Here is a 13,423-nt window from a genome sequence, read left to right on the forward strand (position 1 = left end):
CCTGGAGTACCGTGTCTGACCCTCTTCGCCCGAGTGGCTCATCGCAGTCCCGAACCCAGACCGCGCCGCTGTTCACGAGCATCGACGATGTCACCACACGTTTGGCCGAGACCGGTTACCTCGCCGACACGGCCACGGCCACAGCGGTATTCCTCGCAGATCGGCTGGGGAAGCCGCTACTGGTGGAGGGCCCGGCGGGTGTGGGCAAGACCGAGCTGGCCAGGGCGGTGGCGCACACCACCGGTTCGGGCCTGGTACGGCTGCAGTGCTATGAGGGTGTCGACGAGGCGCGCGCGCTCTACGAGTGGAATCACGCCAAGCAGATCCTGCGTATTCAGGCCGGATCCGGTGATTGGGACGAGACGAAAACCGACGTCTTCGCCGAGGAGTTCCTGCTGTCGCGGCCGTTGCTGACGGCGATCCGTCGCGAGGACCCCACGGTGCTCCTCATCGACGAGACCGACAAGGCCGACATCGAGATCGAGGGCCTGCTGCTGGAGGTGCTCAGCGACTTCGCGGTCACCATTCCCGAACTCGGGACCATCGCGGCGAGCCGAAAGCCCTTCGTACTGTTGACCTCCAACGCCACTCGCGAGCTGTCCGAAGCGCTCAAGCGGCGCTGCCTTTTCCTGCACATCGACTTTCCCGATGCCGAGCTGGAACGCCGAATCCTGCTCAAGCGCGTCCCCGAGCTGCCCGCGTCATTGGCCGAGGAACTGGTGCGGATCATCGGCGTGCTGCGCAACATGCAACTCAAGAAGGTTCCCTCGGTCGCCGAGACCATCGACTGGGGCCGCACCATCTTGGCGCTCGGACTGGACACCCTGGACGATGCCGTCATCGCCTCGACACTCGGTGTGGTGCTCAAACATCATTCCGACCAGCAGCGTGCCGCAGGAGAGCTGAGGCTGAACTGATGAGCACTCGCGCGACGAAGAGACGGCGCTAATGCCTCCGCGTAAGCCTCCGAAGGCGGTGTTGCCCCTGGCACCGCACGGTCTGCCGGGTCATCTGGTCGGATTCGTGGAAGCGCTACGCGAACAAGGTATTTCGGTGGGGCCGTCGGAGACCGTGGATGCGGGCCGGGTGATGACGGTGCTGGGACTGCAGAGCCGCTCCGAACTGCGGGAGGGATTGGCCTGCGCGGTGTTACGGCGTGCCGATCATCGGCCCACCTTCGATGTGCTGTTCGATCTGTGGTTCCCGCCCGCGCTCGGTGCGCGCTTCGTCGAGGTGGGTGAAGAGGGCATCGATATCGACGACATCGAGCAGGTGCGCGACGAGCTGGTGGACCTGCTGGCCTCCGATGCCGGAGACCTACCGCTGAATTCGTTGATCGCCCAGATCGTGGAGGCATATGGGAAGTACAACTCCACCCGCGGCACCTCGTATTCGGCCTACCAGGCCATGAAGTCGCTGTCCCTGGATCAGATCGAGGCCAAGCTGCTGACCGGTCTGCTCGGTGGTGGAGACGAGGACTCCCCGGTCTCGCCTACGGACCAGGCGGTTGCGAAAGCGATTGCCAAGGAGCGTATCTCGAAAGTTAGGCAGCTTGTCGAGGCGGAGACCAAACGCCGTACCGCCGAACAGCTGGGCCGTGAACGCGTGACCGCGTACGGCGTGCCACAACTGGCCGAAAACGTCGAGTTCCTGCGCGCCTCGGGGGAGCAGTTGCGCAACATGCGCCGAGTGGTGCATCCGCTGGCGCGGATGTTGGCCAGTCGGCTCGCTGCCCGGCGCCGGCGTGCGCACACCGGCCAGATCGATCTGCGTCGCACCCTGCGCAAGTCCATGTCCACCGGTGGTGTGCCGATCGACGTCGTGCAGAAAAAGCCCCGGCCCGCGCGCCCCGAGCTGGTGGTGCTTTGTGACGTGTCAGGTTCGGTGGCCGGTTTCTCGCATTTCACCCTGTTGTTGGTCAATGCGCTGCGTCAGCAGTTCTCGCGGGTGCGCGTCTTTGCGTTCATCGACACCACCGACGAGGTGACTCATCTCTTCACGCCAGATACCGACCTGGCTGAGGCCATTGTGCGGATCACCCGGGAAGCGCAGGTGTTCACCGGCGACGGGCACAGCGACTACGGGCATGCGTTCAAGACGTTTGTCGAGAAGTTCCCCACGGTGCTGTCCCCGCGCAGCGCGCTGCTCATCCTGGGGGATGGGCGCACCAACTATCGCAACCCCGCGGTTGAGGTGCTGTCGTCGATGGTGTCCTCCAGCCGTCATGCGCACTGGCTCAATCCCGAACCAAAGAACCACTGGGGAACGGGCGATTCGGCGGCCAAGCGGTACCAGGATGCCATCACCATGCACGAGTGCCGGTCTGCCAAGCAGCTGGCCGCGGTGATCGACAATCTGCTGCCGGTTTAGCGCTCGCGGCGGGTCGGGGCTGAAACAGATGTCGTGCGTGCCCGGCTATGAGCGACAACCGTCGCGGCCTCACCCGGATCACTCCAGTAAGCTGGCAATTCGTGCAATCTGAGCGACGCAGACTTGGGGTGATGGGTGGAACCTTCGATCCCATCCACAACGGTCACTTGGTTGCCGCCAGCGAGGTCGCCGATCGGTTCGCACTCGACGAGGTCATCTTCGTGCCGACGGGGCAGCCGTGGCAGAAGCAGGGACGCAAGGTCAGCCCCGCCGAGCACCGCTATCTGATGACCGTGATCGCCACCGCGTCGAATCCGCGATTCACCGTCAGCCGCGCCGATATAGATCGCGGCGGCGCGACCTATACCGTGGACACCCTCACCGATCTGCGGACCGCCCACCCGGATGCCGACCTGTACTTCATCACCGGGGCGGATGCACTGGCATCGATCTTGTCGTGGGAGAACTGGGAGCAGCTGTTCACGCTGGCCAAGTTCATCGGGGTCAGCCGACCCGGGTACGAACTGAGCTCCGATCACATCGCCCATGCCGAACTCCCGCCCGACGGGTTGTCACTTGTCGAGGTGCCCGCGCTCGCCATCTCGTCGACCGACTGCCGGATTCGGGCGGGCCAGGCACGGCCGATCTGGTACCTGGTGCCCGACGGTGTCGTGCAGTACGTCGCAAAACACCGCCTTTACAGCGGAAACAAAGGAAATCAAGGAGGCCTCGCATGACCGCCGTCGCAGAAGCCGTCGAGCTGGCCACACTGGCCGCCCAGGCCGCCGCATCCAAGCTCGCCAGCGATGTCGTCGTCATCGATGTGTCCGAGCAGCTGGTCATCACCGACTGCTTCGTCATCGCGTCGGCGTCCAACGAGCGTCAGGTGAACGCGATTGTCGACCAGGTCGAAGAGGTGTTGCGCCGGGCCGGGCACAAACCCGTGCGCCGCGAAGGCGGCCGAGAGGGACGCTGGACGCTGCTGGACTACGTGGACGTCGTAGTGCACGTGCAGCATGAGGAAGAGCGTAATTACTATGCGCTGGAACGCCTTTGGCGTGACTGCCCGACCATTCCGGTCGACCTGGACGCGCTGCCCGCCGAGTACTCCACCGACGCACCGGCCGACGCGGAGGAAGGCGCATGATCCGGCGGTTGGTGCTGCTGCGACACGGACAGACAACCTTCAACGCCGACAGCCGCATGCAGGGACAACTCGACACGGGGCTGTCGGATCTGGGCCGGGCTCAGGCCGTGGCCGCCGCCGAGGTGCTGGCCAAGCGGTTGCCGTTGGCGATCGTTTCCTCGGATCTGCAACGTGCCTATGACACCGCGACGGCGCTGGCCGACCGCTGCCACGTCGGGGTTTCCGTCGACGAGCGCCTACGGGAAACACATTTGGGTGACTGGCAGGGATTGACACACCACGAGGTGGACGCCATCGCCCCCGGCGCCCGGGCCGCCTGGCGCGACGACGCGACGCTGGCGCCGCACGGGGGAGAGAGCCGGATCGACGTGGCCAATCGCAGCGTGCCGCTGGTGGCAGAACTCGTTGACTCGGTGACAGAGTGGGGAACCGATGAGCGCGATCATCCGGTGGTGCTGGTTGCGCATGGCGGGCTGATCGCCGCACTCACCGCCGCGTTGCTGCGGCTGGACGTGAGCAATTGGCCAGTGCTCGGCGGGATGGGTAACGCGAGTTGGGTTCAGTTGGGCGGACATTCGGCCGACGGGGCGGGATTCGATGACATCCGGTGGCGCCTGGATGTGTGGAATGCCTCGGCACAGGTGACCAATGACGTCCTCTGACGGTAGCGCCGAGCGCAAGACGCTGCTGGTCTTCGCGGACTCGCTGTCCTACTACGGACCCACCGGCGGACTGGCCGCCAGTGACCCCAGGATTTGGCCCAATATCGTTGCCAAGAAACTTGATTGGGATCTGGAGTTGATCGCGCGGATCGGCTGGACCTGTCGGGACGTGTGGTGGGCAGCAATACAGGACCCGCGCGCTTGGGCGGCGGTACCCACAGCGGGTGCGGTGATCTTCGCGACCGGAGGCATGGACTCGCTCCCGTCTCCGCTACCTACGGCGCTGCGCGAATCCATTCGGCTGATCCGGCCCGCCAAGCTGCGCAGCTGGGTCCGAGAGGGTTACGGCTGGTTGCAGCCCCGACTGTCGCCGATCGCGCGCGTTGCGCTGCCGCCCAAGCTCACCGTGGAATATCTCGAAAAGACACGTGGTGCACTCGATTTCAACCGCCCGGGGCTACCCATGGTCGCATCGCTGCCGTCGGTGCACATCGCCGAGTCCTATGGGCGCGTGCATTCCGGCCGGGAAGCGACCGCGTCGGCCATCGCGGCTTGGGCGTCCGAGCACAAGATTCCCGTGGTGGATCTGAAGCAGGGCGTCGGTGAGGAAGTGTTCTCGGGCCGGGCCAATCCGGACGGAATCCACTGGAACTTCGTGGCTCACGAGCGCGTTGCCGAATTGATGATTGACGCACTGCAGTCTGTGCTGCCTGAGCTCAAGGCCAGGTGAACCATGCCGGTTGTCGTGGTGACGGATTCGGGAGCGCGACTGCAACCGCAAGACGCCGAGATGCTGGGCATCCGGTTGGTGCCCCTGCACGTACTGACCGGTGAGCAGGACCTGCGCGATGGAGTGGACCCCATCCCCGCCGCGGTGTACGAGAAGGGCCGTGCCACCACCGCGGGGGCCTCGCCGGCCGAGCTGACCGAGGTGTACCGGCAGGCGCTCATCGACAGCGGTGGCGACGGGGTGGTTGCGGTCCACCTGTCGGGCAGGTTGTCGAGCACGTTCGAGGCCGCCGAGCAGGCGGCGCGTGAGTGCGGCGAGCGGGTGCACGTTGTCGATTCGCAGTCTGCGGCCATGGGAAGCGGCTTTGTCGCGCTGGCTGCCGCGCGGGCTGCTGCCGCCGGAGCAGACCTGAGTGCGGCGTATCAAGCCGCACGGGATGCGGTGGGGCGTAGTCGCTGCGTCATGGTGGTGCACAAGCTGGATCACCTGCGGCGCAGCGGACGCATCAGCGCCACTTCGTCCTGGCTCGGTACGGCGCTTGCTCTCAAGCCGGTGTTGCAGATCGACGAAGAAGGCAAGCTGGTTCTTGCCCAGCGCGTACGCACCGCGACCAAGGCGATCGGCGCGATGGTCGACAACATCGTCGAGTTTGTCGGTGAGCGCCGGGTCTCGGTGACGATCCATCACGTGGATAACACCGAGACCGCCGAGAAGGTGAATGAACTGGTGTGCTCGCGGCTCGTGACCGCACATGAGCCGGTGATCTCGGAGATGGGACCGGTGCTGGCGGTGCATGTGGGCCCCGGCGCCGTGGGAGTGTGCGCCGAACCGGTGGACTGACCGGGTCTGTCCACAATCTCGTGTTGATCCACAATTGCCGATCTCACGCTGGTCCGGGGCGGTGCCGTTTTCTAGCGTCAAGACATGGAACCCGAGCTGTTACACCGGCGTCTGGCACCCGCCGGGCGCGAGTTCGACGACGATGACGACGACGACGACGATGACGAGGACGATGACGAGGACGAGGACCTCGCGAGGGCGGCCGCCGGGTCTGAGCCGGAGTCGGCTTTACGTTGGCTCCCCGACTCGCTGACTGCGGGCGGCACGCGGGGCTGGCTGGAGTCGGTCCGCACCGACCCGGGCCGTGCCGGTGTCGTCGCCTTGGGTGCGATTGGCGTGTTGGCGGTGCTGGTCACCGTCTTCACCGTGATGCGCCAGCCGCCCGCCCCCGTCAGCGCGAATCTTCCTCCGGTACAACCGGTATCATCCAGCTCGGTGTCGGCGCCGAGTTCCTTGGTCATCAGCGTGGTCGGCCTGGTCAAGCGTCCTGGCTTGGTCACGTTGGCCACCGGTGCACGAGTAGCCGACGCGGTCACGGCGGCAGGGGGAGCTGTCGACGGTGCCGACGTGATCACCCTGAACATGGCGAGGCCAGTCGCTGACGGTGATCAAATCGTGGTCGGCCTGGCTCCGGTGCCGGGGCAGCCCGTGGGGATGGCAAGTTCGATTGTCGCGGCCGGACAGACGCCGGCCGGGAGCACAGGCAGCAAGGGGCCGGGCGCGCCCGGCCGGGTAAATCTGAACACGGCAACAGAATCCGAGCTCGATGCGCTGCCGGGCGTAGGGCCGGTCATGGCGGCGTCGATCGTGCGGTGGCGATCCGAGCACGGGAAGTTCACCAGCATCGACCAGCTCGCGGAGGTGGACGGGATCGGTCCCTCGCGGCTGGACAAGTTGCGCGATTTCGTGGTGTTGTGACGTCGGCGGGTGCTGATGAGCCAGTACTGGATCTCCGGTTGGTGCCGCCCGCGCTCGCCGCCTGGGCTGCAACTGCTACTGGAATTCTCTGGCCGACAGGCTATTTCACGGCAGCGGCGTTGGGCATAGGCGCGATCTGGGTGCGGCTGAGCCGGCGTCGATGGAACGGGGCGGTTGCCGCCGCGGTGGCGAGCATCCTCATCGCGGGGATGGGATTCTCGGTGGCTGCCGCGATACGGCACCATGGGGTGCAGAACCATCCCCTGCGATCCCGGGTGGGGCAGATCGTCACGGCGCAGCTGCGGGTGACCGACGATCCGAGGAGCGTCACGGGCGGTCGCGCGATGATGCGCGCCGACCTGGTCGGTTTGGGTGATCCGGTGCAGGGGATGACAGGTGCGGTGCTGGTTTTCGGATCCTCCTCTCTGCTGGGCCGGGTCGCGGTCGGTGACACGGTGCGGGCGCGCGCGGCCGTTGCCCGCCCCGGTCGCCGTGACTTGACGGTGGCAACGCTCACTGTGGTGGCGGAGCCCTCGATCTTCGGGCATTCGCCGATTCATGGTGTGGCCAACGGTATTCGTGATCGTTTTGTCGACGTTTCTCGAAACGCGCTGCCGGCCGGCGAGGCCGCGCTACTACCGGGCCTGGTGCTGGGGGACACCAGCGCGCTCGACGCGCAGACGGTGGCGATGTTTCGTACGTCCGGGCTCACGCATCTGATGGCGGTCTCGGGGGCCAACGTATCCATCGTGTGCGGGGCGGTGCTGCTGCTGGGCCGGCTGATCGGCCTGCGGACCTCGGTGGTGTTGGCGGGGTTGGTGCTTGTGGGCTTCGTCATTCTGGTGCGGCCATCGCCGAGCGTACTGCGAGCCGCGGTGATGGGTGCGATCGGTCTGCTGGGCGTGCTGACGGCACGCCGCCGTCAAGCCATACCTGCCTTGGCCGCAACAATTTTGGTCCTCCTCGCGGTATCGCCGGGGCTGGCCGTCGACATCGGCTTCGCGTTGTCGGTGGTGGCCACCGCGGCTCTGGTGGTGTTGGCGCCGCGCTGGTCGATGCGCCTGACGGCGCGGGGCTGGCCCAAGCCGCTGGCCGATGCGCTGTGCGTCGCGGTCGCCGCCCAGCTGGTGACCGCGCCTGTGATCGCGGCGATCTCGGGCAGCGTAAGCATGGCCTCGATAGCGGCCAATGTGCTCGCGGGGCTGGTGATCGTGCCCATTACCGTGCTCGGTACCGCGGCCGCGGCTCTCACGGTCGTCTCACCGCAGGTGGCCGGGCTGCTGGCGAGGTTTTGCGGGCCCGAATTGTGGTGGCTGCTGCGGGTCGCCGATTACGCGTCCGCAGGTGGTACAACAGCGATTCCGGTGCCCGCCGGCGTGCTCGGCTTCGCTGTTGTAGCTGTGCTGCTTGGTATTGCGGTGTGGTTGTGGCGCCGGCGGTGGTTCCGTGGGCTTGTCTGGACCGGGGTGCTGTGTGCGCTTGCGCTGATGATTTCGGCGAGAGTGGTGAGCTAGCCGGGCTACACCCCGGACAGGGTGAGTTGGCGCTGAGGCGCGGGCGCCGTGGAAGTTTCATGACGGCGCCAGCAGTGGCGAAGCACGCGCAGCACGAACGTGGGCCGCCTCATCGACCGCGGTGCGTCCTGCATGTTGTTGACCCGCAATATCGTTTCGGTGATGGCGATGTCGTTTCGCGCCGCCATCAGCATCTTCGCGGACCACCATGCCATCAGATTCCACTTGACTCGTTGTCCGAAGGTCGCGCTGTCGGGGGCCGAGCTGTGAAGTGGTGCCGTCATTCTGTTGTGTTCCCACGCCGTGCTGATGCGCTTGCCGACCGTTTGAAAATACCGGCGGGCGAGGTCCGCGTCACCCTCGAACAGGCAGTCTCGCAATGCCGCCGCCTCGAGGAGCGCCATCGTCATACCCTGGCCCCTGATGGGGTCCAGGCTGCAGACGGCATCGCCGATGACCAGTAGTCCCTCCGGGAACCCGTCCATCTCGTCGTATCGCCGCCACACGGCATCGCGGTACCAGAAGTTGTGGACTGCGCCCACCGGTTCCGCCGACCGTAGCGTCTCCACGACCGCGTGGGGCACGAATTGCTCTGCGAGGGTTATCATTTCAGCGAACGTGGTGGGCGGCTCGTCCAGGTTGAACTGGCCCAGAGTCATCATGACCGTATCGTTCTCGCAGCGGGCGATAGCCCCGCCGAAGGGGCGACCGGGCGCGGCGTTGAGAAAGGTGAGCTTGTCCAGGTCGGTGTCCTCGGAAACGTGTAGCAACTGGCTCGCGTACGTCACCGGCGACGCCACGCGAGTCTCGGCTGGCCGGGCAAAACCGAGCCGGTCCAGGAATGTCTGCGTGCGTGGGGTGCGGCCGGTCGCATCCACCACCAGATCGCAGATGAGTGTTGTCACCAGACCGGTGGAGCGCCGCGCCACCCGCACGCCGGTAATGCGGTGCTCGGCGGTCATGGGTTCGATGACATCGTGCCCATCCAGGAACTTGACATTTCCCAATCGCTGAACACGTTGTCGTACATGGAATTCCAGGAATGGGCGGGTGGTGAGATACAGCTTGAATGTTTCCGGATCGCTGAACTTTTTCGTGCGATTGAACATCTCGTGAGTGCCGAGCAGCATCCTGATGCGCGACAGGTCGCCCTCATCGCAGACCGTGGCGCCATCCGTGCGGAGGTCGTCGAGGATTCCGGGGAACAACTGTTCCAGCCCCTGTGTCCCAGCGGCCATGAACATATGGATGTGGTGTCCCTGCGGTACCCCGCTACGCGCAGCGGCAACCTTGTGCAGTTCGTCACGCTCGACCACCGTGACCGATGCGTACGACTCGGATAGCACTCTGGCTGCCAGCAGCCCCGCCATCCCGGCGCCAAGGACTACCGCGTGATCTCTGTGGTCCCGAACGTGAGGTGTCATCGCTGATCCTTTCGTCCCGATGCACCCTACCCTTAGATATCCCTTATTTTCTTAGAATTACCTTAGATTCGGATTACTTTTGAGTGGTCAGCCGCCGAAGAGCAGGTACAGCCCGGTGAAGGTGTAACCGACCATTACCAGCATCATCGCCAGCTGCCCGGTCACCTGATGCTGCTTGGGCAGCACCTTCAGCGCCTGGTCATGCGCCGCGACCACCCCCGCGATGTGGCCCGCCAACACGAACCCCACCTTGAGTGTCGCCAGCACGGATGGGTGCATGGACAGGGCATACGAGACATCGACATCGGCCAGCCACCCGCGCCCGAGCGGATCCGCGAGCCGCAGCACGGTCTGCTGTCCGCGCTCCACCAGATAGGTCAGATAGTGCGCGAATATGTAGCCGATCACGATGGGGATCAAGGAGTGCGCCAACAGCCCTGGCAGATTCCGTCGGGTGGCGCGGTCCACGCCGCCGGTGGCGCGCGCCGCGAGGCAGAACGTTGTCGCGACCACGATCACGAAGACCGTCAGCCCGGCGGTGCGGATGGCCACCGATGCCACCGTCGATCCTTGGGCAAGCGCATCGACGAGTCCGCGCCACTCCGGCATCGCCGAGAAACTGTCGAACGCGGTGGAACCGAGCAACACCGCGAGCACCGCCACCATGCCCGGCCGTATCGGCAGCGACGGTAGATGATCGAACGGATTGCCGTACGCGATAAGGCCATCGGTGTTGCGCCGCAAGGGCGACAGCCGCGAGGCCACCATGCTGTACACCTCGAACGGATCGGCCTGCGCGCACCAGCGTGTGCCGCAGGCCAGTGCGCCCGCCATGGTGACGCATAGATACCCCAGCAGCCAGATCTTCACCGCGCCAAGAGATCCTGGATCAGCGCTGGCTAGCTCCAGCCAGACGAACAGGTACAGTCCTGCGGCAGCGGGCCAATAGCCCCAGCGTCGCGGGTATGCCACGGGGGGCGGCCGCCGCGCCAGCGGCAGCAGACGGTACGCGGCACGCACGGGTGACAACACCCGCCATACCGGCCCGCACAGCAGCGACGCCGCCACCACGCCCACCCAGAGCAGAACATAGAAGACTCCCGGCAATGCGTTCCTGCCGTCCTGTGGGCCGAGCACTGCGGCGACGGTGATCCATGCGGTCGCGGCCAGTACGACTGCGGTGACCGCCCCGCGCGCGGCAGGTGCGTCGACAATCGCGGTAACCCAGCAGGGCAGTGGTCGCCCCGTTCGGTTCGTGTCGAATCGGGGCTTCCTCCATGCCAGCGCCACTACCGCAAAGGTGAACGTGAGCGCCCACGCCGCGCCGATCAGTGCGTAGGTGTACGGGATCGGAAGATCGGCCGAGCCGCCCAGCCCATGGGCCAGAACGGTCGTCGTCCGATCGCCCGTCATGGCTGCACGGTGATGGTGGCGACGGTCTTCTTCAGTTTGTGCAGTTCCACGTCGACCTTCCCGGGCACATTCACGGTGAACTGGAATGTCTGGCCGCTCTTCGGTTCGATGTCAAAGCTGTGATCGGGGGTGGAGTGCACGTGCAGCTCATCGGCGGCGTCGCTATCCACGTGTACCACGATGGGCTCGGAGACCCGCGCGGACAACGCGGCGTTGGTCGGTGTGACGACCCCGCCCCTGATACTGATGTCGACCGCCAGCGCAGGGGGCGGCGTGCCGGATTCGGTGGTGGGGGTCTCCCTGGACGTGCCGCAGCCGCTGCAGAGCAAGACGGCAGCGGTCATCGTGGCGAGGGCTCTGATCATCCTCGGTTCCTCCTAGTCGCGGTTTTCTTCCTCATTGGCCTGATCGTCTTCGTTGCCCCGTCGGCGGTCCCGCATGGCAACCCAGATGACCACGCCAGCCACCACTACCGCTGGTGCGAACGCGGGCAGTGCCAGTAGTAGGGAGTGGTCGGCCAGATGCTCGACGGTCATTTGCCGTGCGGCACCGGCTCCTTGGGGCCCGGCGTTGGCAATGTGTCACTGTCACTGCGTGATTCGGTGCCGTTGATGCGTCCGGCGCCCCAGCTCAACACTGCGATCAGTACCAGGGTGCAGAACAGCACCACCAGCGACGCCGCCTCGAACAGCCAGGACGGATGGTTCTGATTGCGTTCGCGCTGCAGGATCGACAGTTCCTGAGTGAACGGCCTTGTGCTTGACGCCAACGCGGGTGTCTCTTGCGCCCCGATGCCGGGATCCGCGGGCAGGAAGATCGGGACACCGGTCATGGTGGTGCCGTCTTGTACGCGCAGCAGGGTCTTCCACGAGCCGTATACCGGGATCGGCTGAGTCGAGCGGTAGTGGCCTTCACTGATCTTCCGCAGCGTGTCGATCGCCAGACCGTGATCATTGGCCAAGCCGCCCTGCCAGGACAAGATGGTGACCCACTCGGGATCATCGCTGATGAGGTCGTGCGGATTGATCACCACATCCGCGGACACCATCCGCCTACCACCGTCATTGGACAGGTCATTCAAGGTAATTGTGGCGGTGGCACGCTCGGGTACTTCGGTGCGCAGGCCATTGGCGACCGCCGCGCCCAGGATCAGTACCGTGAGGACCACCGCGGTGATGCTCACGGGCCGGGCGGGCAGCTTCTGGCCGATGAGCACCATGCCCAGCAGCGCCCCACAGATGCCCATGGCGATCGCGGCCGGTACCGCCATCGCAAGTGCCTCCGGCCACATGCTCACGGGCCACGGGTAACGGTAGACGGCGCCGATCCAGAGCGATTCCAGCCACAGACCTGCGGTGCCCACGCCCAGGCCCGCGAGCGCACCGAAGAGTATGGGGCGCTTGATGAGTGGTGTCAGCGCGATGAGCTCGACCACCAGCGCCGGCCCGAGGTAGAGGGCGAACCAGCTGGTCGGTCCGCCGAGGATCGGCCCCGCGAGCAAGGCGACGGCCGCACGCAGAACAATGGCGAGCAGGGCGCCGATGATTGCTGCGCCACGCCCCATCACAATTCGCGCGCACACCGCGGCGAACGCCGCGGCCGCGGCGATCATCATGGGTTGCTGTACCAGTCTGAACTGTTCAACCCCGAAGTCGTATTCGATCTGGAACACCGAAAGCCCAATGAACAAGCCGCCAAACGATAAGTAGCGCAAGAACTTCACAAATCGTGTGTCATCGTCGGCACTGAAGCCGATGGCTCGTCGGCCCTCGTATTCGAGGATCAGTACCGAGACCAGGGATAGCCCGGCGCCGCCGATCAGCATCAGGTGGGTGGGGCCCCAGAGCGTGACGTCCTGGCCGAAGATGCGATGCCAGATGTCATCTAGTGGAAACCCGATCAATGCATACAGGCCGCACATGGCCATTAGCAGTCCGCCGACCGGTGCATACCAGGTGCGGGTGATGCGCACCGCCGCCGATCCGGGCTTGTCGTAGGGCAGGACCATCGCCAGCGTGCCGGCGATGAACAGTAAGAACAGCCCGAACAGGATGAAGTAATGGGCGGGATTGGCTAGCGGGCCCGCGTCGCGGCCCTTGCCGATGTGCAGACTGACATCCCAGATGAAGCCGAACAGCGCGGCGACGATCGTGGTGACGAACAGACAGATCTGGAGTGCGACCCAGGGCGGCCGGTTGAACTTGTTGCCCACTTTGTCCGCGAGGCTCTGTAGCCAGGTGATCCGTCGCTGACGGTGTAGATAGCCGATCCACAACAGACCCACCGAGACGATCGTGGCAGCCACAGACATTCCGATCACCTGGTCGAGCGCCGCTCCACCGCCCTCATTGGCGGCTGCGATGATGCGCACAGAGTGTGTTGTCATGGGCTCGCCATCCTGTCGG

General features: G+C 65.4%; 14 protein-coding genes. 9 read left to right on the forward strand and 5 right to left on the reverse strand.

Annotated elements, in window-relative coordinates:
• The first annotated feature begins 11 nt into the window (after nt 1–11).
• The 9 genes from MAB_RS08350 to MAB_RS08390 all read left to right on the forward strand — a co-directional run bounded on the left by MAB_RS08350 (nt 12) and on the right by MAB_RS08390 (nt 8,181).
• On the forward strand, nt 12–917 hold the full coding sequence (locus MAB_RS08350) for an AAA family ATPase (protein ID WP_005084944.1): 906 nt from the start codon (nt 12–14) through the stop codon (nt 915–917).
• Nucleotides 918–948: 31 nt separating this feature from the next.
• Entirely contained in the window at nt 949–2,370 is a 1,422-nt protein-coding gene (locus tag MAB_RS08355) for a vWA domain-containing protein (protein WP_005110177.1), read from the forward strand.
• Between the two features lie 47 nt (nt 2,371–2,417).
• The gene (gene nadD / locus MAB_RS08360) at nt 2,418–3,107 is read left to right on the forward strand and encodes a nicotinate-nucleotide adenylyltransferase (protein ID WP_071997867.1); all 690 of its coding nucleotides are present in this window, start codon (nt 2,418–2,420) and stop codon (nt 3,105–3,107) included.
• Nucleotides 3,104–3,517, forward strand: coding sequence for a ribosome silencing factor (gene rsfS / locus MAB_RS08365; protein WP_005074555.1), 414 nt, complete (start codon nt 3,104–3,106; stop codon nt 3,515–3,517). Before nadD ends, rsfS begins: the two co-directional genes overlap by 4 nt.
• Nucleotides 3,514–4,179: a glucosyl-3-phosphoglycerate phosphatase gene (gpgP, locus tag MAB_RS08370; protein WP_005084950.1), complete on the forward strand. Its 666-nt coding sequence runs from the start codon at nt 3,514–3,516 to the stop codon at nt 4,177–4,179. Before rsfS ends, gpgP begins: the two co-directional genes overlap by 4 nt.
• Nucleotides 4,166–4,909, forward strand: a complete 744-nt coding sequence (gene octT, locus MAB_RS08375; protein WP_005084952.1) for a diglucosylglycerate octanoyltransferase — start codon at nt 4,166–4,168, stop codon at nt 4,907–4,909. The genes gpgP and octT overlap by 14 nt, the downstream gene beginning before the upstream one ends.
• 3 nt (nt 4,910–4,912) lie before the next feature.
• Nucleotides 4,913–5,749, forward strand: a complete 837-nt coding sequence (locus MAB_RS08380; protein ID WP_005084954.1) for a DegV family protein — start codon at nt 4,913–4,915, stop codon at nt 5,747–5,749.
• 84 nt (nt 5,750–5,833) lie between these two features.
• Complete coding sequence (locus MAB_RS08385) at nt 5,834–6,667, forward strand: ComEA family DNA-binding protein (RefSeq protein ID WP_005110179.1); 834 nt, start codon at nt 5,834–5,836, stop codon at nt 6,665–6,667.
• Nucleotides 6,664–8,181 (forward strand): ComEC/Rec2 family competence protein, encoded by a 1,518-nt coding sequence (locus MAB_RS08390; RefSeq protein WP_005087550.1) that lies wholly within the window; start codon nt 6,664–6,666, stop codon nt 8,179–8,181. Before MAB_RS08385 ends, MAB_RS08390 begins: the two co-directional genes overlap by 4 nt.
• Nucleotides 8,182–8,186: 5 nt before the next feature.
• Here the strand turns inward: MAB_RS08390 and MAB_RS08395 are convergent, their stop codons facing one another.
• From MAB_RS08395 to MAB_RS08415, 5 genes are all read right to left on the reverse strand, one after another.
• Nucleotides 8,187–9,605 carry an NAD(P)/FAD-dependent oxidoreductase gene (locus MAB_RS08395; protein WP_005110181.1) on the reverse strand — a complete coding sequence of 473 codons (1,419 nt, stop codon included), beginning with the start codon at nt 9,603–9,605 and terminating at the stop codon, nt 8,187–8,189.
• An 87-nt stretch (nt 9,606–9,692) separates the two neighbouring features.
• Nucleotides 9,693–11,018, reverse strand: coding sequence for a hypothetical protein (locus MAB_RS08400; RefSeq protein WP_005084962.1), 1,326 nt, complete (start codon nt 11,016–11,018; stop codon nt 9,693–9,695).
• Nucleotides 11,015–11,383 (reverse strand): hypothetical protein, encoded by a 369-nt coding sequence (locus MAB_RS08405; protein ID WP_005087553.1) that lies wholly within the window; start codon nt 11,381–11,383, stop codon nt 11,015–11,017. Before MAB_RS08405 ends, MAB_RS08400 begins: the two co-directional genes overlap by 4 nt.
• A gap of 12 nt (nt 11,384–11,395) precedes the next feature.
• Nucleotides 11,396–11,554, reverse strand: a complete 159-nt coding sequence (locus tag MAB_RS08410; RefSeq protein ID WP_005084965.1) for a hypothetical protein — start codon at nt 11,552–11,554, stop codon at nt 11,396–11,398.
• Nucleotides 11,551–13,404: a hypothetical protein gene (locus tag MAB_RS08415; protein ID WP_005087554.1), complete on the reverse strand. Its 1,854-nt coding sequence runs from the start codon at nt 13,402–13,404 to the stop codon at nt 11,551–11,553. Before MAB_RS08415 ends, MAB_RS08410 begins: the two co-directional genes overlap by 4 nt.
• Nucleotides 13,405–13,423: the final 19 nt, after the last annotated feature.

The organism is Mycobacteroides abscessus ATCC 19977 (genome assembly GCF_000069185.1).
Taxonomy (GTDB): Bacteria; Actinomycetota; Actinomycetes; order Mycobacteriales; family Mycobacteriaceae; genus Mycobacterium; species Mycobacterium abscessus.